The organism is Tardiphaga sp. P9-11 (assembly GCF_008329525.1).
Taxonomy (GTDB): domain Bacteria; phylum Pseudomonadota; class Alphaproteobacteria; order Rhizobiales; family Xanthobacteraceae; genus Tardiphaga.
The window spans coordinates 268,967-293,059 of sequence record NZ_NPKQ01000001.1 but is presented as its reverse complement, the minus strand read 5'-3'; the positions used below and the strand labels follow the sequence as shown (position 1 = coordinate 293,059).

Below are 24,093 nucleotides of genomic sequence, written 5' to 3'. Positions count from 1 at the left end.
GCTATGGCCGCTGTCAGCGCCAATAAACTCGAACTGCTGCAGATCGCCGACGCCGTCGCGCGCGAAAAATCGATCGATCGCAACATCGTCATCCAGGCGATGGAAGAGGCGATCGCGAAAGCGGCCCGGGCGCGCTACGGTTCCGAAACCGATGTGCATGCCGAGATTCATCCCAAGACCGGCCAGTTGTCGCTGACCCGCCACATGCTGGTGGTCGAGGACGTCGAGAACTCGTCGAACCAGACCTCGCTGTTCGACGCGCAGCGCGCCAATCCCGGTGCGCAGATTGGCGACACCATTGCCGACACGCTGCCGCCGCTGGAATACGGCCGTATCGCCGCACAGTCCGCCAAGCAGGTCATCGTGCAGAAGGTGCGCGAAGCCGAGCGTGACCGGCAGTATCAGGAATTCAAGGATCGCATCGGCGAGATCGTCAACGGCATCGTCAAGCGCGTCGAATACGGCTCGGTGATCGTCGATCTCGGCCGCAGCGAAGCAATCGTGCGCCGCGACGAGATGCTGCCGCGCGAAGTGTTCCGCAACGGCGACCGCGTCCGCGCCTATGTGTTCGACGTGCGCCGCGAGACCCGTGGTCCGCAGATCTTCCTGTCGCGCACCCATCCGCAGTTCATGGCCAAGCTGTTCGCGCAGGAAGTGCCTGAAATTTATGACGGTATCGTCGAGATCAAGGCCGTGGCCCGCGATCCCGGTTCGCGCGCAAAGATTGGTGTGATCTCGCGTGACTCGTCGGTGGATCCGGTGGGCGCCTGCGTCGGTATGCGTGGTTCCCGCGTGCAGGCCGTGGTCAACGAGTTGCAGGGCGAAAAGATCGACATCATTCCGTGGTCGCCCGATATCGCCACCTTCGTGGTGAACGCGCTGGCGCCGGCGGAAGTCTCGAAAGTCGTGATCGATGAAGATCGTGAGCGTATCGAGGTTGTCGTTCCGGACACCAATAACCAACTATCCCTTGCGATCGGCCGTCGTGGCCAGAATGTGCGTCTGGCTTCGCAGCTGACCGGCTGGGATATCGACATCCTGACCGAGCAGGAAGAATCCGAACGTCGCCAGGCCGATTTCGAAAATTCCACGCGCGTCTTCATGGAAGCGCTGAACGTCGACGAAGTCGTCGGTCAGTTGCTCGCGTCGGAAGGCTTCACCTCGGTGGAGGAACTTTCGATGGTCGATGCAAGGGAACTGGCCGGCATCGAAGGCTTCGACGACGAAACAGCGGCCGAATTGCAGAGTCGCGCACGTGAATATCTCGAGCAGCTCGAAGCTGAACTCGAAGGCAAACGTAAGGAACTGGGTGTGGAAGACGCGTTGAAGGACGTTCCGGGCGTGACTCTCAAGATGATGGTCAAGTTCGGCGAAAACGACATCAAGACTGTCGAGGATCTCGCCGGTTGCGCCACCGACGATCTGGTGGGCTGGACCGAGCGCAAGGAGGGTTCCGAGCCGACCAAGCACCCGGGCATTCTTGATGCCAGCGAAATTTCGCGTGAAGACGCCGAGCAGCTGATCATGCAGGCCCGCGTCGTGGCCGGCTGGATCACCCAGGCCGATCTCGACAAGGGTGCGCCGCTCGACGCCACCGAAGAAGCGTAAGGACAATGCCACGCGCATGCTCGCCATTGCTGACCAAGCAGATCTGGATAACGGCCCCCGGAGCACCAAGCCCGGGACCGAACGGATGTGTGCGGTTACCCGGACCGTGCGCCCGATCGATGATCTGATCCGGTTCGTCGTCGCGCCCACGGGCGAGGCGATCCCGGACCTGAAGCGCAAGCTTCCCGGCCGCGGCCTCTGGGTCACGGCCTCCCGCAAGGCGGTCGCCGAGGCCGCCAAACGCAATCTCTTCGCCAAGGGTTTCAAGAAAGCCGTCAAAGCGTCGCCGACCCTGGCCGACGACACCGACAGGCTGATGGTGCGCGGCGTCATCGAGGCGCTGGCCATGACTGCCAAGGCCGGTCAGGTGGTCTCCGGCTTCACCAAGGTCGAGGACGCCCTGCGCCGCGGAACGGTTGGTGTTCTGCTCCACGCCTCCAACGGCGCTCCCGATGGAATCCGCAAACTGGACGGCATTGCCCGGCAACGCGTGGAATTTGATGCGGAATCCGGCGATGACGCGCCGAAATTGCCGATCATGACGGTTTTGAGCTCCGATGAATTGGATTTGGCATTGGGGCGGTCAAATGTGATACATGCTGCCGTGCTTACGGGCCCGGCGGGCAAAACGTTCCTGTCACGCAGCCAGACTCTGGTCCAATACCGGCTGGCTGACGACGACATCAACGGAAGCGCCAAAGCTTCGCTGACAACCGCTGTGCCGGATCCGGCGCCGCTGACGCCAACGATCTCGCCGATCGATAATTCGCCGACGACGGATACGTCGTTGGACACAACAAATGTGCGACCGCGCACAACGCAACAAGATTAGGACTGCTGAATGGTTGATACGAAAACGCCTGGCGACAAGACTCTGAGCGTTCCCAGCAAGACCTTGACGCTCAAGCCGCGCGTCGAGCAGGGCACTGTGCGCCAGAGCTTCAGCCATGGCCGCACCAAGCAGGTGGTGGTCGAGAAGCGCGGCAAGCGCCGTATGCCCGGCGATGCGCCAGCGGCTGCGCCTGCCGCTGCCGCTCCGGTACCGGCCGCTCCGGCACCTGTCGAGACTGCTGCACCAGCTCCCGTTGCTGCTGCGCCGGCTGCTCCCGTTGCAACTGCTGCGCCCGCGGCGCCGGTTGCGCGCGCTGCTGCGCCTGCACCAGCCGCACCGGCTCCCCGCACGGCTGCACCTTCTCCCGCAGGACGCAGCTCCGCCCCGGCACCCGCAGCGCCGTCGCGCGCGCCGCAGCGCTCGCAGCCCCCGGCCCGTTCGGGTTCGGGCGTCGTACTGCGCACCCTGACCGAGGAAGAGCGCAATGCCCGCGCCAGCGCGCTGGCCGATGCCCGCGTGCGCGAGCAGGAAGAGCGTCGTCTCGCCGAGATCGAGGCCGCCCGCCGCAACACCAAGGAATTCAAGGAACAGGAAGAGCGTGAAGCCGCCGAAGCCCGTCGCAAGGCCGAGGAAGAGCGTCACCGTCAGGAAGAAGAAACCAAGCGTCGCGCCGAAGTCGAGGCCAAGCGCCGTCAGGCTGAAGCCGATGCGAAGGCCGCCAAGCCCGCGTCCACGACGGCTCGCCCCGGTGCAACTGCCGCCACGCCTGCGCGTGCGCCCGGCGTTGCCGCCGACGGCACCGACGAGGATGAAGGTCCGCGCGTGATCCGCCGTGGTCCCGGCGGCGCCGCGCGCCCCGTGGTCGCGCCGAAGCCCACGGCCAAGCCCGGCCCGCAGAAGGAACGCGGCCGTCTCACCGTCGTCACCGCGCTGTCGGCCGGTGACGTGCGCGAGCGTTCGATCGCGTCGTTCCGTCGCCGTACCCAGCGCCTGAAGGGTCATCAGTCGAACGAGCCGAAGGAAAAGCTGGTTCGCGAAGTCGTCATCCCTGAAGCGATCACGATCCAGGAACTCGCCAACCGTATGGCCGAGCGTGCTGTGGACGTGATCCGCCTGCTGATGAAGCAGGGCGCGATCCACAAGATCAACGACGTCATCGACGCCGATACTGCGCAGCTGGTCGCCGAAGAACTCGGCCACACCGTCAAGCGCGTCGCCGAGTCGGACGTTGAAGAAGGTCTGTTCGACAAGGTCGACGATTCCACCGATACCGAGCCGCGTTCGCCGGTCGTGACCGTCATGGGCCACGTCGACCACGGCAAGACCTCGCTGCTTGACGCGCTGCGCCATGCCAATGTGGTGTCCGGCGAAGCCGGCGGCATCACCCAGCATATCGGTGCTTATCAGGTCATGTCGCCCGAGAGCGGCAAGAAGATCACCTTCATCGATACGCCTGGCCACGCTGCGTTCACCGCGATGCGTGCCCGCGGCGCCAAGGTCACGGATATCGTCATCCTGGTGGTGGCGGCCGATGACGGCGTCATGCCGCAGACCATCGAAGCCATCAATCACGCCAAGGCGGCGGGTGTGCCGATGATCGTGGCGATCAACAAGATCGACAAGCCTGACGCCAAGGCGGAGCGCGTGCGCACCGAGTTGCTGCAGCATGACGTGCAGGTCGAATCCTTCGGCGGTGATGTCGTTGACGTCGAAGTGTCGGCGAAGAACAAGACCAATCTCGACAAGCTGCTCGAAATGATCGCGCTGCAGGCCGACATTCTCGATCTGAAGACCAATTCGGAACGTCCGGCGGAAGGCACCGTGATCGAAGCCAAGCTCGATCGTGGTCGTGGTCCGGTGGCGACCGTGCTGGTTCAGCGCGGCACCCTGAAGGTGGGTGACATCATCGTGGCCGGTGCCGAAATGGGCCGTGTCCGCGCGCTGATCTCCGATCAAGGCGAGACGCTCACCGCGGCTGGTCCGTCGGTGCCCGTCGAGGTACTTGGTTTTAACGGCCCGCCGGAAGCCGGCGATCGTATGGCCGTGGTCGAGAACGAAGCCCGCGCCCGTGAAATCACCGGCTACCGTGCGCATCAGAAGCGCGAGAAGTCCGCAGCCTCCACCAACGGCATGCGCGGCTCGCTCGAGCAGATGATGAGCCAGCTGAAGACCTCGGGTCGCAAGGACTTCCCGCTGATCATCAAGGCCGACGTGCAGGGTTCGCTCGAAGCCATTCTCGGCTCGCTCGAGAAGCTCGGCACCGACGAAGTCGCTGCGCGCATCCTGCATGCGGGTGTCGGCGGCATCTCGGAATCGGACGTCACGCTGGCGGAAGGCTTCAACGCCGCCATCATCGGCTTCTCGGTTCGCGCCAACAAGGAAGCTGCCGCTGCCGCCAAGCGCAACGGCATCGAAATCCGCTACTACAACATCATCTACGATCTCGTGGATGACGTGAAGAAAGCCATGTCCGGTCTGCTCGCGCCGACGCTGCGCGAAACCATGCTGGGCAATGCGCAGATCCTCGAAGTGTTCAACATCTCGAAGGTCGGCAAGGTTGCAGGTTGCCGCGTCACCGACGGAACCGTGGAACGCGGCGCGAATGTGCGCCTGATCCGCGACAACGTCGTCGTGCACGAAGGCAAGCTGTCGACGCTGAAGCGCTTCAAGGACGAAGTGAAGGAAGTTACGTCAGGCCAGGAATGTGGCATGGCGTTCGAGAACTACGGCGACATGCGCGCCGGCGACGTGATCGAGTGTTACCGCGTAGAGGTCATCCAGCGCTCCCTGTAAGTCCAAGTCTTACAGAGAGACTGATGTGAATGAGACGTCATGCCCGGCATATTGCCGGGCATCCACGTCTTTAATGATTCAGCAGCACTAGCGTGAATGGCCGGGACAAACCCGGCTATGACGAATTTTGTTTTGTAGGGAAACCGATGCCCAAGCATCACCAGAAGTCCGCGACGCCGGGCGGCTCGCAACGTCAGTTGCGCGTCGGCGAACTAATCCGCCATGCGATCGCCGATATCCTGTCGCAAAGCGGAGTCCACGATCCCGTGCTGGCGACCACCATCATCACCGTGCCGGAGGTGAAGATGTCTCCTGATCTCAAGCTCGCCACCGTCTATGTGATGCCGCTTGGTGGCCAGAACACCGAGCCGGTGCTGAAAGCGCTGGCGGCGAACAAGAGCTTCCTGCGAACCGAGGCCGCGCATCGCGTGAACCTGAAATACGCCCCGGATCTCCGCTTCCGCATCGATGAGCGCTTCGACGAAGCCGAACGCATCGACAAACTTCTGCGCACGCCTGCCGTTGCGCGCGACCTCAAACCAGACTCGGACGAAAACGAATGACGATGACGACCCCAGACGCCGCCCTCGATTCACGCCTCGCTGAAACGGGCAATGGCGAGTCCACTTTGTCTCCGGCCGTGCCGCACGATAACGGCGGGAATAATGACCAGCGTCAGCATCAGGGCCCTCGCGGCAATAACGATCCGCGCCATCAGGGCGGCAAGCAACGTCATCAAGGTCAGGTCCGGCGCGACAAGCGCGACGTTCATGGCTGGGTGATCCTCGACAAGCCGATCGGCATGACCTCGACCCAGGCGGTGGCTGTCGCCAAGCGCCTGTTCCAGGCCAAGCGCGCCGGCCATGCCGGCACCCTCGATCCGCTGGCCTCCGGCGGTCTGCCGATCGCGCTCGGCGAAGCCACCAAGACCGTTCCGTTCGTGATGGATGGCCGCAAGCGCTATCGCTTCACAGTGGCCTGGGGTGAGGAGCGCGACACCGACGACACCGAGGGCCGCGCGACCTTCACCAGCGAGATCCGGCCCACGGCCGACCAGATCCAGGCGCTGTTGCCGCAATTTACCGGCAATATCGAGCAGACCCCGCCGCAATACTCCGCGATCAAGATCCAGGGCGAGCGCGCCTACGACCTCGCCCGCGACGGCGAGGTCGTGCCGCTGGTTCCCCGGCCGGTCGTGATTCATGAATTAGTCCTTACAGAACAGCCAGATAGCGACCATGCCGTGTTCGAGGCCGAATGCGGCAAGGGCACCTATGTGCGCGCGCTGGCCCGCGATATCGGCCGCTTGCTCGGCTGCTATGGCCATATCAGTGCGCTCAGGCGCACCCTGGTCGGACCTTTCGCCGAAGCCGACATGATTCCGCTGGAACAGTTGCAGGCTTTGTGCGATAGAGCCGCGTCTGGCGAGGGTAGCCTCGCCGACGCGCTACTGCCCGTTGAGACCGCGCTGGACGACATCCCGGCACTGGCCGTCACACGGGCGGATGCGGCAAGGCTCCATCGGGGCCAGGCCGTTTTGTTGCGCGGACGGGATGCGCCCGATTGTAGCGGCACAGTTTATGTCACGGTGGCAGGGCGGTTATTGGCCCTCGCTGAAGTAGGCAATGGCGAACTCATCCCCAAGCGCGTGTTTAACCTGACCGGACTGACCGCCAGTTCGGCCCGCAAAGAAAGTAACTGACGATGTCGATTACCGCAGAACGCAAAGCGGAAGTCATCAAGACCAATGCCAACAAGACCGGCGACACTGGTTCGCCGGAAGTCCAGGTTGCGATCCTCTCCGAGCGCATTGCCAACCTGACCGGACACTTCAAGACCCACACCAAGGACAACCATTCCCGTCGTGGTCTTTTGAAGCTCGTCTCCACGCGTCGTTCGCTGCTTGACTACATCAAGCGCAAGGACGAGGCGCGCTACAAGGCGTTGCTCGAGAAGCACAACATCCGCCGCTAAGCCAATCTCGCGCGCAATTCTTGCGCGCGTTTTTGCATGAATCGTAGTGCGGGCCACTGTGGGCCGCACGATAACGTCCAGAAGCACTCCGGCAACTGGACGATGACGGGCAAGGTGCTCGTCGCGCGGCGCGATCCCCCAAAGATCCCCGCGACCATCGGAAGGATGGACGCCATTCAGAACACGAGAGCCATGGCAGGATCGCCGGACGCTGATTTCGCGACTGTCACGCGAACAGCTTCTTGCCGTCTTGCGCATGGCTTTTGTTGTTCCGGCGTCACGTCCTCCGTGAACCCATGAAAGAAAACCACGATGTTTAATGTTCACTCCGTCGAGATCGATTGGGGCGGTCGTCCGCTCAAGCTGGAAACCGGCAAGGTTGCCCGTCAGGCTGACGGCGCTGTCATCGCCACCTATGGCGAGACCGTCGTCATCGCCACCGTCGTCGCCGCGAAGACTGCCAAGGATGGCATCGACTTCCTGCCGCTGACCGTCGACTACATCGAGAAGACCTACGCAGCCGGCCGCATTCCCGGTGGCTACTTCAAGCGCGAAGGTCGTCCGACCGAGAAGGAGACACTGGTCTCCCGCCTGATCGACCGTCCGATCCGCCCGCTGTTCGTCGATGGCTGGCGCAACGAAACCCAGATCGTCGTCACCGTGCTGTCGCACGACATGGAAAACGATCCGGACATTCTCGCGCTGGTCGCCACTTCGGCTGCGCTGACGATTTCCGGCGCTCCGTTCCAGGGCCCGATCGGTGCGGCCCGCGTCGGCTTCATCAATGACGAATACGTCCTCAACCCGACCCTCGACGAGATGGCCGACACCAATCTCGATCTCGTCGTTGCCGGCACCGGCGACGCCGTGCTGATGGTGGAATCGGAAGCCAAGGAGCTCAACGAAGACGTGATGCTCGGCGCCGTGATGTTCGGTCACCGCCACTTCCAGCCGGTCATCAAGGCGATCATCGAGCTCGCCGAGAAGGCCGCCAAGGAGCCGCGCGAGGTCAAGACCATCGACGACAGCGAAATCGAGAAGGAAATGCTCGGTCTCGTCGAAGCCGAACTGCGCGCTGCCTACGCGATCCCTGTGAAGCAGGACCGCTACGCTGCCGTTGGCGCCGTCAAGGCGAAGGCCATGGCGCACTACTTCCCGGAAGGTCAGGAGCCGAAATACGACAAGCTCCGCATCGCCGGCGTTTTCAAGGAGCTGGAATCGAAGATCGTTCGCTGGAACATCCTCGACACCAAGAAGCGTATCGATGGTCGCGACCTGACGACCGTTCGTCCGATCGTTGCTGAAGTCGGCGTGCTGCCGCGTGCCCACGGTTCGGCGCTGTTCACCCGCGGTGAAACCCAGGCGCTGGTCGTGACCACGCTCGGCACCGGTGAGGATGAGCAGTACATCGACTCGCTGTCGGGAACGTACAAAGAGACGTTCCTGTTGCACTACAACTTCCCTCCCTACTCGGTCGGCGAGACCGGTCGTATGGGCGGCACCAAGCGTCGCGAAATCGGCCACGGCAAGCTCGCCTGGCGCGCGATCCATCCGGTTCTGCCGGGTCACCACGAATTCCCGTACACCGTGCGCGTGGTGTCGGAAATCACCGAGTCCAACGGTTCGTCGTCGATGGCATCGGTTTGCGGTGCTTCGCTGGCGCTGATGGATGCGGGCGTTCCCTTGAAGCGTCCGACGGCGGGTATCGCCATGGGCCTCATCCTCGAAGGCGCACGCTACGCGGTTCTGTCGGACATCCTGGGTGATGAAGATCACCTCGGCGACATGGACTTCAAGGTGGCTGGTACCGATACCGGCATCACCTCGCTGCAGATGGACATCAAGATCGCCGGTATCACCGAAGAGATCATGAAGGTCGCTCTGGGCCAGGCCAAGGAAGGCCGCATTCACATTCTCGGTGAGATGTCGAAGGCGCTCAACAACGCCCGCGCCGAGCTCGGTGAATACGCACCGCGCATCGAGACCTTCAAGATCGCCACCGACAAGATCCGTGAAGTGATCGGCACCGGCGGCAAGGTGATCCGCGAGATCGTCGAAAAGACCGGCGCCAAGGTCAATATCGAAGACGATGGTACCGTGAAGGTGGCTTCGTCGGATGGTGAGTCGATCAAGGCTGCGATTAAGTGGATCAAGTCGATCGCTTCGGATCCGGAGCTCAACGCGATCTACGAAGGCACCGTGGTCAAGGTCATGGAGTTCGGTGCATTCGTGAACTTCTTCGGCGCCAAGGATGGTCTGGTTCACATCAGCCAGCTCGCCGGTGGCCGCGTGCAGAAGACCTCCGATGTCGTCAAGGAAGGCGATAAGGTCAAGGTCAAGCTGCTCGGCTTCGACGATCGCGGCAAGACTCGCCTGTCGATGAAAGCTGTCGATCAGGAGACCGGTGAAGACCTCGAAGCCAAGCAGAAGGCCGAAGGCGCGACTGCAGCCGAGTAATCTTCGCTCACGCGAGATGAGTTGCGAAAGGGCGGCCTAAAGGCCGCCCTTTTTGTTTTGTGCCCTGAATTTTTGCCGCGCACGCATGCATCATCCCTCCCCCAAGAGAGGAAAAAGAACCGCCGCGCTCGTTAGATAGAAACGACAACACCAACCATCTCTCCGACACGTGATGTGCTATGTCCCACTGCGTCACAATGCCTGCAAACGAAACTGGCAGTGATGCGTTGCGTATTTGTTTGACGCACCGGCAAAATTCCTCAGGGAGAAGCCCCATGACGACCTCCGCATCGATGTCCCGACGCCATCTCATGCTCGCTGCGACCGGCATCGCTGCCGCGGTTGTCGCGCCCCGTCTTGCTTTCGCCCAGGCGGCTGCGCCAGCCACCCCCGCTGCCGGCAATGCACCCTTCATTCTGCCGCCGCTGACCTATCCGGTCACGGCGTTCGAGCCGCATATCGATGCCAAGACGATGGAAATCCATCACGACAAGCATCACGCCGCCTATGTCGCGAACATGAACAATTTCGCGAAGGATACGCCGGTGATTGGCGAGAAGCCGCTGATCGAGGTGCTCGGCAATCTCGGCAGCGTGCCTGAGGCGATCCGTACCGGTGTGCGCAATAATCTCGGCGGCCATGCCAACCACACCATGTTCTGGCAGATTATGGGCCCGAATGGCGGCAAGCCGGAAGGCGACGTGCTTGCCGCGATCGATCGCGACCTGGGTGGTCTCGAGAAATTTCAGACCGACTTCAACGCCGCCGGCGGCCGTCAGTTCGGCTCGGGCTGGGTGTTCGTGATCGTCGACAAGGATGGCAAGCTGTCGATCGAGACGCGTCCGAACCAGGACAATCCGATCATGGACGGTAAGCGCGCGCTGATGGGCAACGACGTCTGGGAGCATGCTTACTATCTGACCTACCAGAACCGTCGCCCGGATTATCTCAAGGCGTGGTGGAATACGGTGAACTGGACCAAGGTCGGCGAGCGCTACGCGGCGGCAAAGGCCGGTACGCTGGCGGTCTAAGGCATCCGTCCCTGTCTCGTCATTCCGGAGCGCGTGAAGATGCGCGATCGTTCCGGAATAACGGTCAGAGTTACTTCCTCACATCGCCTTCATCGGCGGCGCTTTCCGCGAGCGTCGCCGGCTCAATGCTGTAACGCTTGATCAGCGGCATCTGCGCCACAGCGAATACCATGGTCAGCGGGATCACGCCGAACGCCTTGAAGGTCACCCAGAAATCCGTGCTCTGGGTGCGCCAGATCGCTTCGTTGAGAAGCGCCATCGCGAAGAAGAACAGCGCCCAGCGCAGCGTCAGCGCGCGCCAGCCTTCGGGCGTCAGGTTGAACATCTGGTCGAACATGATGGCGATGAAGGAACGGCCGAACAGCAAGCCGCCGCCGAGGATTACGGCGAACAATCCATAGATGATGGTCGGCTTGACCTTGATGAAGGTCTCGTCATGCAGCACCAGCGTCAGCGTGCCGAACACCAGCACGATAACGGCCGTGACCAGCGCCATGATCGGCACATGCTTGACCACGACATAAGACGCGATCATCGCCGTGACGATCGCCACCATGAAGGCGCCGGTGGCGACGAACAGGTTGAATTTCGCATTGGCGACGAAGAACACGATCAGCGGCCCGAGCTCGGTGGCGAGCTTGAACAGCGGATGCGGCTGCTTCTTGTCGATCACGTCAGTCATGTCAGCTTTCAATCCCTGCAATCGCTTGCGCGAAGTCTTTGGCGGTGAAGGGCGCAAGATCGTCAATGCCTTCGCCGACGCCGATGAAATGCACCGGCAGCTTGTACTTCTCGGACAGCGCCACGAGGATGCCGCCGCGCGCGGTGCCGTCGAGCTTGGTCATTACGAGGCCGGTGACGCCAGCCGTACGATGAAACGCCTCGACTTGCGACAGCGCGTTTTGTCCTACCGTGGCGTCGAGCACCAGCAGCACCGCATGCGGCGCTGTGGCATCGACCTTCTTGATCACGCGCACGACTTTCTCGAGCTCGACCATCAGTTCGGTCTTGTTCTGTAGCCGGCCGGCGGTGTCGATCAGCAGGACGTCGCGATTGTCGTCGCGCGCCGCGGTGACGGCGGTGAAGGCCAGGCTCGCCGAATCCGAACCTTGGGCGCCGGCGATGACCGGCACCTTGTTGCGTTCGCCCCAGACCTTGAGCTGCTCGATGGCAGCCGCGCGAAACGTGTCGCCGGCGGCGAGCATCACCTTGCGGCCTTCGGCGGAGAATGTGGACGCCAGCTTGCCGATGGTGGTGGTCTTGCCGGAACCGTTGACGCCGACGACGAGGATCACGAACGGCTTGTGGGCGGTATCGATGACCAGAGGCTTGGCTACGGCCGAGAGTACCTTCTCGACCTCAGTGGCCACGACGGTCTTCACTTCATCGGCGGAGATCGCCTTGTCGTAGCGGCCATGGCCGACGGCGGCGGAAATCCGCGCCGCTACTTCGGTGCCCAGATCGGCGCGCAGCAGCACGTCCTCGATGTCTTCGAGCATCGCGCGGTCGAGCTTGCGCTTGGTCACGAGGTCGGCGACCGCGGTGCCAAGGGCGCTCGAAGTGCGCTTCAACCCGCCGGAGAGCCGTCGCCACCAGCTCAGTTTTGGCGTTTCGGGAGTGTCGCTCATGTCGGGGGTGTGTTAGCCGTTTCGCGCCATGAATCAAAGCAACGCCAGCGAAAGTGACGAAGATATCAGGTCGGAGGTCGAGCCCCGGCTGGAACCCCGCACCGACGCGGTGGAGCTGACCGAGGCCGAAATCCTGGGGCGGGTGCTGCACCGTGACGGGTTGATGCTGGTGATCGACAAGCCGGCCGGCCTGCCGGTGCATCGCGGCCCCAAAGGCGGCGCCAATCTGGAAACCTCGTTCGAATTCCTGCGCTATGGCCTGCCGCGCGCGCCCGTTCTGGCCCATAGGCTCGATCGCGACACGTCCGGCTGCCTGGTGCTCGGGCGTCATCGGAAGGCCACGGCATCGCTCGGTCTGCTGTTCAAGCACAGCCGCATCAGAAAGACTTATTGGGCGGTGGTCGAGGGCGGCCCTGCGGAGGATTCTGGCGTGATCGACATGCCGCTCGGTCGGCTCAATGCCGATCGGGGCTGGTGGATGAAGCCGGATCCCGAGGGACTGAAGGCCGTCTCGAATTTCACCGTGCTCGGCCGCGGTGGCGGCATGAGCTGGCTGGCGCTGGAGCCGGTGACGGGGCGCACGCATCAACTGCGCGTGCACTCGGCATCGTCAGGTTTTCCGATCGTTGGCGACAACATCTATGGCAACGGGCCAAGATTTGGCGAGCCGACGCTGCATCTGCACGCGCGGGAGATCGTGATTCCGATCTCGCGCAACAAGGACCCGATCCGCGTTGTCGCGCCGGCCCCGCCGCACCTGCATGAGCGGCTCAAAGCGTGCGGCTGGAACGGGGAGTAGGGCCTATGCGATCGAAGCAAACAGCTTCGGATCGAAACGGCCTTCATATTCAAACGCCGCCGGCCCGGTCATTAGCACATGGTCGTCGCTCTGACGCCATTCGATGGTCAGCTCGCCGCCGGGCAGCGTCATATGCACGGTGCGGTTGGTCCGGCGCAGACGCGCGGCAGCAACAGCGGTTGCGCAAGCCGCGGAGCCGCAGGCCTTGGTGAGGCCGGCGCCGCGCTCCCAGGTGCGCATCACGATGTGATCGCGGTCGACGATATGGGCCAGCGTGATATTGGCGCGATCCGGGAAGATCGGATGGTTTTCCAGCAGCGGGCCGAACTTTTCGAGATCATAGGCCAGGATGTCGTCCACCCAGAAGATCGCATGGGGATTGCCCATGCTCACCACTGACGGCGTGTGCAAAATCGGCGCGTCGATCGGCCCGATCTGCAGCTCGATGCCGCGGGTGTCGCGGAATTCCTCGGCGAGGGGAATGTCCCGCCAGCCGAACTTCGGCGTGCCCATGTCCACCGTATAGAGATCCGGCGCCGGGCCTTGCCAGCAATTGATCAGGCCAGCCTTCGTCTCGAAGGTCAGCGCCGTCTTGTCACCGCCAGCGAAAGTCTGCCGCGCCACGCAGCGCATGCCATTGCCGCAGGCGCCGGCTTCGGAGCCGTCATTGTTGTAGATCGAAACAAAGGCGTCGGTGCCGGCGAGACGGGGCTTCTGCAGCACCATCAACTGGTCATAAGGCACGCCTTCGGGCGCGGCCACGGCGCGGGCGTCGGCCGGCGTGATGCCGGAGGCGGTGTCGCGCAGGTCGATGACGACGATCTCGTTGCCGATGCCGTTCATCTTGGCGAAGGAATGGTTGGCCAATGCACTCATGTCGTGTCCCGTTATCCCAGCCTTATATGGCGAGGCCGGGCGGATTGGCCAGTGCGGCTATTCTGTGTCGGCTGTTTTGAATGGCCCTGCGCAATTTGGAGAGGGGACGAAAGCCGCGGCTGCGTGTTACCATGATGCCATATCGCGCATATTGCCGGCCGCTGCGCTGCAGGATGTCACTGGAGACCCTTCGAATGACCCGTTCTCGCCTGTCCCGCTTCGCCACTGTGGCGCTGATCCCGGCAGCCGCGCTGACGCTAAACGCCGCGGCCTGGGCGCAATCTCCACCCGCCACGCCGCCAGCGGCAAGCACCCCGGCCACCCCGCCCGCGACACCAGCTCCGGCGGCAGCGGCTCCTACCACTCCCGCTCCCGCCACACCGGAGACGCCGGCCCCCGTCGCGCCGGCACCGCCGCCCGCTGCAGCGCAGGCCCCCGCAACGCCCCCTGCGCCTCAGGTCCAGGTTGCCGATCCGTTCGGCGAGGAAATCACGCTGTCGCCGAAGCAGATGGTGACGTTCGTCGGCAAGGCCAATTGGGATTCGGCCTTCGATACGCTGATGGATGCGTTCAAGCAGATCACCACCGTGCTCGACAAACAGGGCGTCAAATCATCGGGCAACCCGATGATCGTCTACACCACGACAGACGATACCGGCTTCACCTTCCTCGCGGAAATCCCGGTCGATCAGGAGGTGAAGAATCTGCCGAAGGCGATGAAGATGGGCCTGTCACCCGACGGCAAGGCGCTGAAGTTCGTCCATCGCGGCTCCTACGACAATATGGACAACACCTATGAGGCGATCACCAATCACCTCGATGACAAGAAGCTAGAGGCGAAAGACACGTTCATCGAGGAATACATGGTCGATCCCTTGAAGACGGCGGAAGACAAGCTGGTCATCAATGTCTATGTGCCGTTGAAGTAGCTGAACGACAACGCTGCCATAAAGAAGCCTTGGACGGTCGCGAGAGATCGGGCATGACAAATCATCTGACTCTCGCCGTTTTCGGCATTGCGCTTATCGCCACTCCTGCCCTCGCGCAGGTCAATCCACCGCCAATGATCTCCGTGTCCGGCGAAGGCACCGTCTCGGTGCCGCCGGATCTCGCTGTCGTCGATGGCGGCGTGACCACCGACGCCAAGACCGCTCGCGAGGCTGCGGAAGCTAACAACGCCGCGATGGCCAAAGTGCTGACGGCGTTGAAGAGCGCCGGCATCGCCGAGAAGGACATGCAGACGTCGCGGCTGTCGCTGTTTCCGCAATATGCACAGCAGACCCGTCCCAATCCTGGTCCCAACGTCGTCTCGGGTTATCGCGCCAGCAACCGCGTCACCATTCGCGTGCGCGATGTGACCAAGGTCGCCGGCGCCATCGACACGCTGGTGTCCTCGGGCGCCAATGAGGTCGGCGGCATCAATTTCATGGTGACCAAGGCGTCGCAACTGCTCGACGATGCGCGCACCCAAGCGATTGCCGATGCGCGGCGCAAGGCGGAGATCTATGCCAAGGCGGCAGGCATCACGCTTGGCGCGCCGATCAACATCTCCGAGGACTCCGGCAGCGCGCCGGCGCCGATGATGCTGCGCAAGATGGCCGCCGACGTGGCCTCCGCTCCGGTGGCGCAAGGCGAGGAAGTGCTGCGCGTGAATGTCAGCGTGAGCTGGGAGATCAAGCCGGCGCAGTAAAGCCCGCTAGATCTCCACCACTTGTCCAGGCTTCAATGTCCTGAACGTCTCGCGCGGCAACTCTGCCGCACTGCATGCCGCGGCTAGTCCTTTCACCGGCCCATCGATCGCCTCGTCGGTGAGTTGGAATGTGCTGTGATGGCTCGCCAGCGCCTGCTGCGCGCCGCAATCGCCAAGCGCCTTCACCGCATCTTCCGGATTCATGTGCTGGTCCTTCATGAACCAGCGCGGCTCATAGGCACCGATCGGCAGGATCGCGAGCCTGATAGCACCATGCGCCTCGCGCACGCGGCGGAAGTGCCCGCCGTCGCCATAGCCGCTATCGCCGACGATGTAGATCTTGCCGGCTGGCGTCTCCAGCACGAAGCTCGCCCACAGCGATTTGTTGCGGTCGAACAGGCCGCGCGCGGTCCAGTGCCGCGTCGGCACCAGCGTGACGGCGAGGCCATTGCCGAGCTCGACGCGATCCTTCCAGTCATAGGCCTCGGCCTTGATCGTGCTGTCGGCGCTCTTCATCGTGACGTCGTTACCGAGCGGCGTGATCACGCGCGGCGCAAATTTGGCTGATAGCTTCGACAGTGTGGGAAGATCGAGATGGTCGTAGTGACCGTGCGACACCAGCACGACATCGATCTTAGGCAGCCGCTCGAACGCGATACCCGGCGCGCTGTGGCGCTTCGGCCCGGCAAAGGAGAATGGCGAGACGCGGTCGGACCACACCGGATCGAACAGGATGTTGATCCCGGCGGTCTGAATCAGCCAACTCGCGTGGCCGACATAGGAAAATCGAACACCCGTGCCCTCGACCTTTGCCGGCGGTGTATCGGCAAATTCGTTCTCGACCCAATCCGGCCAGACCTCGCGGGTACGGCCGCCGCCGAATTGCCAGCGCAGCACTTCGCCGAGTGACCTCGGCGGCGCGCCATCTGGATCGAAGAAGATCTTGCCGTCGAAGTGATCGGAGACGGGGCCGTCATAATTGGTCATGCGGGAAGCCCAGATGGCCGATAGTCCCGCCGCTGCGGCGAGGCCGCCTGCGGATGCGAGAAGCTTGCGGCGGGTGATGGTCATGTAAACCGGTGGCGGTGAGGGGAACTTGTGGTGAGCAATCACTCACATAGGCTAGGTGGTGCAGAAATCCAATTGCCAAATGTCAATTTAATCGCTCTCCGTCGAAAATATCCTTTATCTTGAAAGGGTTGCTGTTTGGCGCGGCGGCGTGACGGCCATATTTCCTTGACTCGCCCGGCACCGGCGCTGTAAATCCCCGCCAATCCTCGAAAAGTTTTCTTTTCGACCCGCCGACCGGTCCTCGAGACCGGAGGCCAACGCCCGACAGCGCGATGCGCCCTCGGGCGCAAAAGTGTTTGGTTCTTCGTCATCACAGGGATGGCGATATCGGAAGCGAAGTAGCGATGTTCGACAATCTGTCGGAACGACTTGGCGGAATTCTCGACCGGCTCACCGGGCGCGGTGCGCTGTCGGAGGCTGACGTCGATGCCGCGATGCGCGAAGTGCGCCGCGCGCTGCTCGAGGCCGACGTCTCGCTCGACGTCGTCCGGTCCTTTATCGATCGCGTTCGCGAGCAGGCCATTGGTGCCACCGTCGTCAAGTCGGTCACGCCTGGCCAGATGGTCGTCAAGATCGTCCATGACGAGCTGGTCGCCACGCTTGGCGCCGACGGCGAAGGCGGTATCGATCTTCAGGCTGTCCCGCCCGTCGCCATCATGATGGTCGGTCTGCAGGGCTCCGGTAAGACCACCACCACCGCGAAACTCGCGCGCCGTCTCACCCAGCGCGACAAGCGCAAGGTGCTGATGGCCTCGCTCGACGTTTATCGTCCGGCTGCCATGGAGCAGCTCGCGGTGCTCGGCCGCGATCTCGACATCCAGACGCTGCCGATCGTCGAGGGCCAGAAGCCCGCCGAGATAGCCAAGCGTGCGCTCTCTGCCGCCAAGCTCGGCGGCTATGATGTGGTGCTGCTCGACACGGCCGGCCGCACGACGCTCGACGAAGAAATGATGTCGGAAGCGATCGAGATCAAAGCGATCGCCAATCCGCATGAAGTGCTGCTGGTCGCGGATTCGCTGACCGGTCAGGACGCGGTCAATCTCGCGCGATCCTTCAACGAACGCGTCGGCCTCACCGGCATCGCGCTGACGCGTGTCGACGGCGATGGCCGCGGCGGTGCTGCGCTGTCGATGCGCGCCGTCACCGGCAAGCCGATCAAGCTGATCGGTACCGGTGAAAAGACCGACGCGCTGGAAGACTTTCATCCGAGCCGGATCGCCGGCCGCATTCTCGGTATGGGCGACGTTGTCTCGCTGGTCGAGCGCGCCGCTGCGAATATCGACGCGGAAAAGGCTGCGCGCACTGCCGAGCGCATGCGCAAGGGTCAGTTCGATCTCACCGACATGCGTGAGCAGCTGATCCAGATGACCAATATGGGCGGTCTCTCCGGCCTGATGGGCATGATGCCCGGCATCGCCAAGATGAAGAACCAGATCGCCTCTGCCGGTCTCGATGATCGCGTCGTGAAGCGCCAGATCGCCGTCATCGATTCGATGACGCGTCAGGAGCGCAAGAATCCCGACATCCTCAAGGCCAGTCGGAAGAAGCGTATCGCTGCCGGCGCCGGCCTGAAGGTCGAGGAAGTCAACAAGGTGCTGAAGATGCACCGGAACATGGCCGACATGATGAAGGCCATGGGCTCCGGCAAGCGCGGCCCGATGGCCGGCATTGCGCAGGCCATGGGTTTTGGTGGCGGCGGCATGCCGTCGCCCGAACAGATGAAGGCGATGGCCGAGAAAATGCCCGGCGGGATGCCGCAGGGTATGCCGTCATTGCCGAAAGATTTCCCGGGCCTGCCAGGCTTGGGCAAACCGACGCTACCGGGACTCGGTGGCTTTCCCGGTCTCGGGAAAAAGAAATAACGCGATCCATTCAACTCACATTCGAACAGAACACACTTAGGAGAATCCCATGTCCGTCGTTATCCGCCTTGCTCGCGCAGGCACCAAGAAGCGCCCCGTCTATCACGTCGTCGTCGCTGACTCGCGTTTTCCGCGCGATGGTCGCTTCATCGAGCGTCTCGGCTACTTCAATCCGCTGCTCGCCAAGGACAATGAGCTGCGCCTGAAGCTCGACCTCGACAAGACCAAGGCCTGGATTGCCAAGGGTGCGCAGCCGTCGGATCGCGTCGCCCGCTTCCTCGATGCGGCCGGCGTTGCCAAGCGCGAAGCCCGTAACAATCCCGAGAAGGCTGTGCCGCGCAAGGAGCGCAAGGCTGCTGCTGAAGCCGCTGCGAAGAAGTAAGGCGGAATGCCAACCGCGCAAATCTGCGTCGCGCGCATCGGCGCGCCGCATGGTGTGCGCGGTCAGGTCCGGCTATGGACCTTCACCGAAGATCCATTCGCCGTGCTCGACTACGGTCCGCTTGCCACCAAGGACGGCAAGCGGAGCTTCGAGGTCGATGATGTGCGCGAGGCCAAGGGCCATCTGGTCGCGACGCTGAAGGGCGTTGCGTCTCGCGAAGACGCCGAGCGCCTCAATGGCGTCGAGCTCTATGTGGCGCGCGACGCGCTGCCTGACACCGAAGACGATGAATATTACCACGCCGACCTGATCGGCCTCGCTGCGGTCAATGCCGCGGGCGATGCGATCGGCCGTGTCGTCGGCATCCATAATTTCGGCGCCGGCGATATCATCGAGATCGCGCCGCCGGAAGGCGCGACCCTGCTGTTGCCTTTCACCAACGCGGTGGTGCCGACGGTCGATCTTGTAGTTGGCAAGGTCGTGATCGAATTGCCCGGTGAGATCATCGGCGACGATCCCACCGCGGCGTAACGCCAAGGCCTAAGGCTTACGCTTTCAACGCTTCCGCAATCGTTGTTGCGAATGGCGTCGTCTTCCGCCCGATCAGTCTGCTCAGCTTATGGCTGTCATCGAACAGTGCGCCGTTGGCTGCGGCCGTGTTGGACGTCGCGATTAGCTCCGCGAGTTCTTCCGGAAGGCCCGCATTGAGCATCATGGCCTTGAACTCGGCTTCCGGCAGACGAACATAAGGAATTGTTCTGCCGCTCTGCTTGCTGATCTCCGTCGCAAAATCCTCCAGCGTGTAAGCCTGATCGCCGGCCAGCTCGTAGACCTTGCCAGCGTGATCATCTGTCGATGTCAGCACGATCGCGGCTGCGTCGGCATAGTCCGCGCGCGTTGCCGATGCGATGAGACCATCCCTGGCGCTGCTGACCAGCGCATCATGTGCCAGCGCGGCAGGGATCGAGGCTGTGTAGTTCTCGGTGTACCAGCCGTTGCGCAGCAGCACGAAAGGGATACCCGAAGCGCGAATCAACTCCTCCGTCGGCAGATGCTCTTGCGCGACTGACAGCTTCGAGGTGTCCGCACGCAGCACGCTTGTATAGGCGATCAGCTTCACGCCGGCGCGCTTCGCTGCGTCGATGACATTGCGGTGTTGCGCCACGCGCTGACCGAGTTCGTTCGACGAGATCAGGAGCAGGCGGTCGATGCCCGTGAAGGCGGCATCCAGCGTCTCCGGTTTGCTGTAGTCGGCAGCGACGACCGAGACGCCCTTGGCGGCAAGGTCGGCGCCCTTGGTGGGATCGCGCAGACCGGCGACGATCTGGCCGGCGGGGACGCGTTTGAGCAGGGCATTGATGGTGAGGCGGCCGAGCTGGCCGCCGGCGGCGGTGACGAGAATACGGTGGTTCGACATGGCAAAATCTCCTATGGTCTCTAATCGACGATAGGTCTTGAGTAGAGACTGCTGAACCATCCCGTAAGGAGGCAGTTTTTTATCGCCAGGTTACCTGCAAGTGACCTGCTTTGGCCGAAAGGAACTTCCTGATGCCCCGTAACGCTTCTTTCGATGCCCCCCTGGCCACCCAATTCGACGAATGGCAGGCGCGGGGCTTCGATGCCGACGCCTGCCCGGTGCGCAACGTGCTGGATCGTATCGGCGACAAATGGACGTCGCTGCTGATCGTGGCTCTGGCCGCCAAGCCGCGCCGCTTCAGCGAGCTTCATCGCGCCGTGCCGGATATCTCGAAGCGTATGCTCACCCAGAGCCTGCGCGATTTGCAGCGCGACGGGCTGGTCACTCGTCACGTATTTCCGACCAAGCCGCCATCGGTCGAATATCGGCTGTCGCCACTGGGACAGTCGGCGCTCGGGCCGCTGGCGGGCTTGATTGACTGGGCCGAACGCAGCTTTGCCGAGATCAAGGCTTCGCGTGCAGCGTTCGATGCAGGCGACACCAGCGAACAGATCTCGGCGGCGTAAGCGGCACTGCCCGTTTGACGCTTTGCTTCGGACGCGCGATGGAGAGCCATGACTTCCGAACCCACACCATGGCGCGCGACGGTGCTGACGCTGTTTCCCGAGATGTTTCCGGGGCCGCTGGGCATTAGTCTCGCTGGCAAGGCGCTGGCCTCCGGCCTGTGGGCGCTGGAGGCGCGGGACATCCGCGCCTCTGCCACCGACAAGCATCGCAGCGTAGACGATACGCCGGCTGGCGGCGGCCCAGGCATGGTGCTGAGGGCTGATGTGCTGGCGGCGGCGATCGACGCGGTGGACGCCTCGGAAGGCCGCCCAAAGCTCGTGATGAGCCCGCGCGGTCGGCCATTGACCCAGGCGCGGGTGGCTGAGCTGGCTTCCGGGCCGGGACCGCTGATCGTCTGCGGCCGCTTCGAGGGCATCGACCAGCGCGTCATCGACGCGCGCGGGCTCGAGGAAGTCTCGATCGGGGACTATGTGCTGTCCGGCGGTGAAATCGCCGCCATGACGCTGATTGACGCCTGCGTGCGGCTTCTGCCGGGGGTCATGGGTAAGTTGGCCTCCGGAACCGACGAAAGTTTTTCGGATGGGCTACTGGAATACCCGCAATATACCCGCCCGCAGGCCTTTGAAGGCCGCCCGATCCCGGATGTACTGATCTCGGGCGATCACGCCAAGGTCGCCAAGTGGCGGCTGGCCGAAGCGGAGGCGCTGACGGCCGCGCGGCGGCCCGATTTGTGGGCGGAGCGTCCGAAAGCACCAGAATCAGGCAAAAAGCGAAAACCGCCAAAAATCACGACGAGCGAGTGACACAGACGGGTGACAACGGCTTTGCTTTCCCGTATAGCAGCGCCAAATCCGTGCACTGGCAGGGTAAGAGTTTCGTGCGCAGCCCGCGCAATGTCTGGGCGCGCCGCCGATGGAGATTTTGATGAACATTATCCAGACGCTTGAAAAAGAGCAGTTCGACCGCCTTTCCGCCACCAAGTCGATCCCGGAATTCGGTCCCGGCGACACCCTCATCGTCAACGTGAAGGTTGTCGAAGGTGAGCGCTCCCGCGTGCAGGCCTATGAAGGCGTCTGCATCGGCCGCAACGGCGGTGGCATCAATGAGAGCTTCACCGTTCGCAAGATTTCCTATGGCGAGGGTGTCGAGCGCGTGTTCCCGCTGCTCTCCCCGATGATCGACTCGATCAAGGTCGTGCGTCGCGGCAAGGTGCGTCGCGCCAAGCTGTATTACCTGCGCGATCTGCGCGGCAAATCGGCCCGCATCACCGAGAAGAAGACCGAGCGTCCGGCCAAGGTCGCTGCTGTGGCTGCTGCCAAGTAATATTCCGCACCATCGAATGTGCGAGACGAAAAGCGCGGCGCAAGCCGCGCTTTTTTGTTGTGCGGAGCTCGCATGCCTTCGCCGCATTGGCGAAATTGAAGCCGAGTGCTATATCACTGGAATGTTTCTAGATCTGCACCAGCACGCGCTTCGCATCGTCATCGACGATCATAGCCGGCTGCCCGGGCGCTTCTTCGGACGCTTTACGACCTCTGTCGTGGCGGCGCTTCGAAAGCTCTGACGCCTACTCTGCGACCGCCATTTTTCAGTCGCGTGTCTCGCGCCGTCAAACCGGCCCGCTTTCAGCAGCACGCAACTGGCCCACCGTTTTCTTTCGAGGCCTGATCTCATGACCGACTCTGCAAAACCGACCACGCTGTACGACAAGATCTGGAACGATCATCTGGTGCATGAAGCCGATGACGGCACAGCCCTGCTCTATATCGATCGCCATCTGGTGCATGAAGTCACGAGCCCGCAGGCCTTCGAAGGTCTGCGCATGACCGGCCGCAAAGTCCATGCGCCGGAGAAGACGCTTGCCGTTGTCGATCACAACGTGCCGACCACCGATCGCACGCAGCCCAATCCCGATCCGGAAAGCACCGAGCAGATCGCGACGCTGGCCGAGAACGTGCGCGAATTTGGCATCGAATATTACAACGAGTTCGACAAGCGCCAGGGCATCGTCCATGTCATCGGCCCCGAGCAGGGCTTTACGCTGCCGGGCACGACCATCGTTTGTGGTGACAGCCACACCTCGACCCATGGTGCATTCGGCGCGCTGGCGCATGGCATCGGCACCTCGGAAGTGGAGCACGTGCTGGCGACGCAGACGCTGATCCAGAAGAAGGCCAAGAACATGCGCGTCACCGTCGATGGCATTCTGCCCGACGGCGTCACCGGCAAGGACATTATCCTGGCCATCATCGGCGAGATCGGCACCGCCGGCGGCACAGGCTATGTGCTGGAATATGCTGGCGAGGCCATCCGTGCGCTGTCGATGGAAGGCCGCATGACGGTCTGCAACATGTCGATCGAAGGCGGCGCCCGCGCCGGCCTGATCGCGCCCGACCAGAAGGCCTATGAATTCCTCAAGGGCCGCCCGATGTCGCCGAAAGGCGAGATGTGGGAGCAGGCCGTGCGCTATTGGGAAACACTGCGTTCCGACGAAGGCGCGCATTTCGATCACGAGATCCGGCTCGACGCCGCCAAGCTGCCGCCCATCGTCACCTGGGGCACCTCACCGGAAGACGTCATCTCGATCACCGGCAAGGTGCCGAATCCCGCTGATATCGCCGATGAAGCCAAGCGTCTCTCCAAGGAACGCGCTCTGGCCTATATGGGCCTGACTGCGGGTACGAAGATCACCGACATCAAGCTGGATCGCGTCTTCATCGGCTCCTGCACCAATGGCCGCATTGAGGATCTGCGCGCTGCGGCCAAGGTCGTCGATGGCAAGACCGTCAACGGCCATGTCTCGGCGATGATCGTGCCGGGTTCGGGTCTGGTGAAGGAACAGGCGGAAGCCGAAGGTCTCGACAAGATTTTCCTAAAGGCCGGCTTCGAATGGCGCGAGCCGGGCTGCTCCATGTGCCTGGCGATGAACCCCGACAAGCTGGCGCCGGAAGAGCGCTGCGCTGCAACCTCGAACCGCAACTTCGAGGGCCGTCAGGGCCACAAGGGCCGCACCCATCTGGTGTCGCCGGCAATGGCGGCTGCAGCGGCCATCGCCGGGCACTTCGTTGATATCAGAGAGTGGCACTAATCTAGCCTCCGTCCTCTC

General features: G+C 62.8%; 23 protein-coding genes. 18 read left to right on the top strand and 5 right to left on the bottom strand.

Annotated elements, in window-relative coordinates; genetic code table 11:
- The first annotated feature begins 3 nt into the window (after nucleotides 1–3).
- The 8 genes from nusA to CIW50_RS01305 all read left to right on the top strand — a co-directional run bounded on the left by nusA (nucleotide 4) and on the right by CIW50_RS01305 (nucleotide 10,695).
- Nucleotides 4–1,608 carry a transcription termination factor NusA gene (gene nusA, locus CIW50_RS01340; protein ID WP_149529500.1) on the top strand — a complete coding sequence of 535 codons (1,605 nt, stop codon included), beginning with the start codon at nucleotides 4–6 and terminating at the stop codon, nucleotides 1,606–1,608.
- Between the two features lie 16 nt (nucleotides 1,609–1,624).
- The gene (locus CIW50_RS01335; RefSeq protein ID WP_149529499.1) at nucleotides 1,625–2,440 is read left to right on the top strand and encodes an RNA-binding protein; all 816 of its coding nucleotides are present in this window, start codon (nucleotides 1,625–1,627) and stop codon (nucleotides 2,438–2,440) included.
- A 9-nt stretch (nucleotides 2,441–2,449) separates the two neighbouring features.
- Nucleotides 2,450–5,233 (top strand): translation initiation factor IF-2, encoded by a 2,784-nt coding sequence (infB, locus tag CIW50_RS01330; protein WP_149529498.1) that lies wholly within the window; start codon nucleotides 2,450–2,452, stop codon nucleotides 5,231–5,233.
- Between the two features lie 146 nt (nucleotides 5,234–5,379).
- Entirely contained in the window at nucleotides 5,380–5,796 is a 417-nt protein-coding gene (rbfA, locus tag CIW50_RS01325; RefSeq protein ID WP_149529497.1) for a 30S ribosome-binding factor RbfA, read from the top strand.
- Complete coding sequence (truB, locus tag CIW50_RS01320) at nucleotides 5,793–6,935, top strand: tRNA pseudouridine(55) synthase TruB (protein WP_246664096.1); 1,143 nt, start codon at nucleotides 5,793–5,795, stop codon at nucleotides 6,933–6,935. The genes rbfA and truB overlap by 4 nt, the downstream gene beginning before the upstream one ends.
- Before the next feature lie 2 nt (nucleotides 6,936–6,937).
- On the top strand, nucleotides 6,938–7,207 hold the full coding sequence (gene rpsO, locus CIW50_RS01315) for a 30S ribosomal protein S15 (protein ID WP_068734145.1): 270 nt from the start codon (nucleotides 6,938–6,940) through the stop codon (nucleotides 7,205–7,207).
- 312 nt (nucleotides 7,208–7,519) lie between these two features.
- A complete protein-coding gene (pnp, locus tag CIW50_RS01310) occupies nucleotides 7,520–9,664 on the top strand; it encodes a polyribonucleotide nucleotidyltransferase (protein WP_116659506.1) in 2,145 nt (714 codons plus the stop codon).
- Nucleotides 9,665–9,939: 275 nt separating this feature from the next.
- Nucleotides 9,940–10,695, top strand: coding sequence for a superoxide dismutase (locus CIW50_RS01305; protein WP_149529496.1), 756 nt, complete (start codon nucleotides 9,940–9,942; stop codon nucleotides 10,693–10,695).
- A gap of 70 nt (nucleotides 10,696–10,765) precedes the next feature.
- On the opposite strand, the gene CIW50_RS01300 is transcribed toward CIW50_RS01305, so the two are convergent.
- Both CIW50_RS01300 and ftsY read right to left on the bottom strand, forming a co-directional pair.
- Nucleotides 10,766–11,365: a septation protein A gene (locus CIW50_RS01300; RefSeq protein ID WP_149530353.1), complete on the bottom strand. Its 600-nt coding sequence runs from the start codon at nucleotides 11,363–11,365 to the stop codon at nucleotides 10,766–10,768.
- A 13-nt stretch (nucleotides 11,366–11,378) separates the two neighbouring features.
- Nucleotides 11,379–12,323: a signal recognition particle-docking protein FtsY gene (gene ftsY, locus CIW50_RS01295; protein ID WP_149529495.1), complete on the bottom strand. Its 945-nt coding sequence runs from the start codon at nucleotides 12,321–12,323 to the stop codon at nucleotides 11,379–11,381.
- 163 nt (nucleotides 12,324–12,486) lie between these two features.
- On the opposite strand from ftsY, the gene CIW50_RS01290 reads away from it, so the two are divergent.
- On the top strand, nucleotides 12,487–13,122 hold the full coding sequence (locus tag CIW50_RS01290) for an RluA family pseudouridine synthase (protein ID WP_246664159.1): 636 nt from the start codon (nucleotides 12,487–12,489) through the stop codon (nucleotides 13,120–13,122).
- A 3-nt stretch (nucleotides 13,123–13,125) separates the two neighbouring features.
- Here CIW50_RS01290 and dapF read toward each other — a convergent pair whose 3' ends face one another.
- Complete coding sequence (gene dapF / locus CIW50_RS01285; protein ID WP_149529494.1) at nucleotides 13,126–13,998, bottom strand: diaminopimelate epimerase; 873 nt, start codon at nucleotides 13,996–13,998, stop codon at nucleotides 13,126–13,128.
- A gap of 194 nt (nucleotides 13,999–14,192) precedes the next feature.
- On the opposite strand from dapF, the gene CIW50_RS01280 reads away from it, so the two are divergent.
- Both CIW50_RS01280 and CIW50_RS01275 read left to right on the top strand, forming a co-directional pair.
- Nucleotides 14,193–14,927, top strand: coding sequence for a GyrI-like domain-containing protein (locus CIW50_RS01280; protein ID WP_149529493.1), 735 nt, complete (start codon nucleotides 14,193–14,195; stop codon nucleotides 14,925–14,927).
- 53 nt (nucleotides 14,928–14,980) lie between these two features.
- Entirely contained in the window at nucleotides 14,981–15,688 is a 708-nt protein-coding gene (locus tag CIW50_RS01275) for an SIMPL domain-containing protein (protein WP_149529492.1), read from the top strand.
- Nucleotides 15,689–15,694: 6 nt separating this feature from the next.
- On the opposite strand, the gene CIW50_RS01270 is transcribed toward CIW50_RS01275, so the two are convergent.
- Entirely contained in the window at nucleotides 15,695–16,759 is a 1,065-nt protein-coding gene (locus CIW50_RS01270) for an MBL fold metallo-hydrolase (RefSeq protein WP_172980182.1), read from the bottom strand.
- A gap of 344 nt (nucleotides 16,760–17,103) precedes the next feature.
- Between CIW50_RS01270 and ffh the strand changes: the two genes are divergently transcribed.
- The 3 genes from ffh to rimM are packed head-to-tail and all read left to right on the top strand — an operon-like array spanning nucleotide 17,104 to nucleotide 19,534.
- Nucleotides 17,104–18,621: a signal recognition particle protein gene (ffh, locus tag CIW50_RS01265; RefSeq protein WP_149529491.1), complete on the top strand. Its 1,518-nt coding sequence runs from the start codon at nucleotides 17,104–17,106 to the stop codon at nucleotides 18,619–18,621.
- A gap of 49 nt (nucleotides 18,622–18,670) precedes the next feature.
- Nucleotides 18,671–19,003 carry a 30S ribosomal protein S16 gene (rpsP, locus tag CIW50_RS01260; RefSeq protein ID WP_068737950.1) on the top strand — a complete coding sequence of 111 codons (333 nt, stop codon included), beginning with the start codon at nucleotides 18,671–18,673 and terminating at the stop codon, nucleotides 19,001–19,003.
- Nucleotides 19,004–19,009: 6 nt separating this feature from the next.
- Entirely contained in the window at nucleotides 19,010–19,534 is a 525-nt protein-coding gene (rimM, locus tag CIW50_RS01255; protein ID WP_149529490.1) for a ribosome maturation factor RimM, read from the top strand.
- A 16-nt stretch (nucleotides 19,535–19,550) separates the two neighbouring features.
- Here rimM and CIW50_RS01250 read toward each other — a convergent pair whose 3' ends face one another.
- Nucleotides 19,551–20,420, bottom strand: a complete 870-nt coding sequence (locus CIW50_RS01250; RefSeq protein ID WP_149529489.1) for an SDR family oxidoreductase — start codon at nucleotides 20,418–20,420, stop codon at nucleotides 19,551–19,553.
- A gap of 131 nt (nucleotides 20,421–20,551) precedes the next feature.
- Here CIW50_RS01250 and CIW50_RS01245 point away from each other — a divergent pair, with 131 nt between their 5' ends.
- The 4 genes from CIW50_RS01245 to leuC all read left to right on the top strand — a co-directional run bounded on the left by CIW50_RS01245 (nucleotide 20,552) and on the right by leuC (nucleotide 24,075).
- Nucleotides 20,552–20,986 carry a winged helix-turn-helix transcriptional regulator gene (locus CIW50_RS01245; RefSeq protein ID WP_149529488.1) on the top strand — a complete coding sequence of 145 codons (435 nt, stop codon included), beginning with the start codon at nucleotides 20,552–20,554 and terminating at the stop codon, nucleotides 20,984–20,986.
- A gap of 48 nt (nucleotides 20,987–21,034) precedes the next feature.
- Nucleotides 21,035–21,790 carry a tRNA (guanosine(37)-N1)-methyltransferase TrmD gene (gene trmD, locus CIW50_RS01240; protein WP_149529487.1) on the top strand — a complete coding sequence of 252 codons (756 nt, stop codon included), beginning with the start codon at nucleotides 21,035–21,037 and terminating at the stop codon, nucleotides 21,788–21,790.
- A gap of 121 nt (nucleotides 21,791–21,911) precedes the next feature.
- Nucleotides 21,912–22,310 carry a 50S ribosomal protein L19 gene (gene rplS / locus CIW50_RS01235; RefSeq protein ID WP_149529486.1) on the top strand — a complete coding sequence of 133 codons (399 nt, stop codon included), beginning with the start codon at nucleotides 21,912–21,914 and terminating at the stop codon, nucleotides 22,308–22,310.
- Nucleotides 22,311–22,659: 349 nt separating this feature from the next.
- On the top strand, nucleotides 22,660–24,075 hold the full coding sequence (gene leuC, locus CIW50_RS01225) for a 3-isopropylmalate dehydratase large subunit (RefSeq protein ID WP_149529484.1): 1,416 nt from the start codon (nucleotides 22,660–22,662) through the stop codon (nucleotides 24,073–24,075).
- The last annotated feature ends 18 nt before the right edge of the window (nucleotides 24,076–24,093 follow it).

What these genes read in the sequence shown, in the direction of transcription:
- nusA (WP_149529500.1), top strand. Translation starts at nt 4, where the DNA reads ATGGCCGCTGTCAGCGCCAATAAACTCGAACTGCTGCAGATCGCCGAC.
- CIW50_RS01335 (WP_149529499.1), top strand. Translation starts at nt 1,625, where the DNA reads ATGCTCGCCATTGCTGACCAAGCAGATCTGGATAACGGCCCCCGGAGC.
- infB (WP_149529498.1), top strand. Translation starts at nt 2,450, where the DNA reads ATGGTTGATACGAAAACGCCTGGCGACAAGACTCTGAGCGTTCCCAGC.
- rbfA (WP_149529497.1), top strand. Translation starts at nt 5,380, where the DNA reads ATGCCCAAGCATCACCAGAAGTCCGCGACGCCGGGCGGCTCGCAACGT.
- truB (WP_246664096.1), top strand. Translation starts at nt 5,793, where the DNA reads ATGACGATGACGACCCCAGACGCCGCCCTCGATTCACGCCTCGCTGAA.
- rpsO (WP_068734145.1), top strand. Translation starts at nt 6,938, where the DNA reads ATGTCGATTACCGCAGAACGCAAAGCGGAAGTCATCAAGACCAATGCC.
- pnp (WP_116659506.1), top strand. Translation starts at nt 7,520, where the DNA reads ATGTTTAATGTTCACTCCGTCGAGATCGATTGGGGCGGTCGTCCGCTC.
- CIW50_RS01305 (WP_149529496.1), top strand. Translation starts at nt 9,940, where the DNA reads ATGACGACCTCCGCATCGATGTCCCGACGCCATCTCATGCTCGCTGCG.
- ftsY (WP_149529495.1), bottom strand. Translation starts at nt 12,323, where the DNA reads ATGAGCGACACTCCCGAAACGCCAAAACTGAGCTGGTGGCGACGGCTC.
- CIW50_RS01290 (WP_246664159.1), top strand. Translation starts at nt 12,487, where the DNA reads ATGCTGGTGATCGACAAGCCGGCCGGCCTGCCGGTGCATCGCGGCCCC.
- dapF (WP_149529494.1), bottom strand. Translation starts at nt 13,998, where the DNA reads ATGAGTGCATTGGCCAACCATTCCTTCGCCAAGATGAACGGCATCGGC.
- CIW50_RS01280 (WP_149529493.1), top strand. Translation starts at nt 14,193, where the DNA reads ATGACCCGTTCTCGCCTGTCCCGCTTCGCCACTGTGGCGCTGATCCCG.
- CIW50_RS01275 (WP_149529492.1), top strand. Translation starts at nt 14,981, where the DNA reads ATGACAAATCATCTGACTCTCGCCGTTTTCGGCATTGCGCTTATCGCC.
- CIW50_RS01270 (WP_172980182.1), bottom strand. Translation starts at nt 16,759, where the DNA reads ATGACCATCACCCGCCGCAAGCTTCTCGCATCCGCAGGCGGCCTCGCC.
- ffh (WP_149529491.1), top strand. Translation starts at nt 17,104, where the DNA reads ATGTTCGACAATCTGTCGGAACGACTTGGCGGAATTCTCGACCGGCTC.
- rpsP (WP_068737950.1), top strand. Translation starts at nt 18,671, where the DNA reads ATGTCCGTCGTTATCCGCCTTGCTCGCGCAGGCACCAAGAAGCGCCCC.
- rimM (WP_149529490.1), top strand. Translation starts at nt 19,010, where the DNA reads ATGCCAACCGCGCAAATCTGCGTCGCGCGCATCGGCGCGCCGCATGGT.
- CIW50_RS01250 (WP_149529489.1), bottom strand. Translation starts at nt 20,420, where the DNA reads ATGTCGAACCACCGTATTCTCGTCACCGCCGCCGGCGGCCAGCTCGGC.
- CIW50_RS01245 (WP_149529488.1), top strand. Translation starts at nt 20,552, where the DNA reads ATGCCCCGTAACGCTTCTTTCGATGCCCCCCTGGCCACCCAATTCGAC.
- trmD (WP_149529487.1), top strand. Translation starts at nt 21,035, where the DNA reads ATGACTTCCGAACCCACACCATGGCGCGCGACGGTGCTGACGCTGTTT.
- rplS (WP_149529486.1), top strand. Translation starts at nt 21,912, where the DNA reads ATGAACATTATCCAGACGCTTGAAAAAGAGCAGTTCGACCGCCTTTCC.
- leuC (WP_149529484.1), top strand. Translation starts at nt 22,660, where the DNA reads ATGACCGACTCTGCAAAACCGACCACGCTGTACGACAAGATCTGGAAC.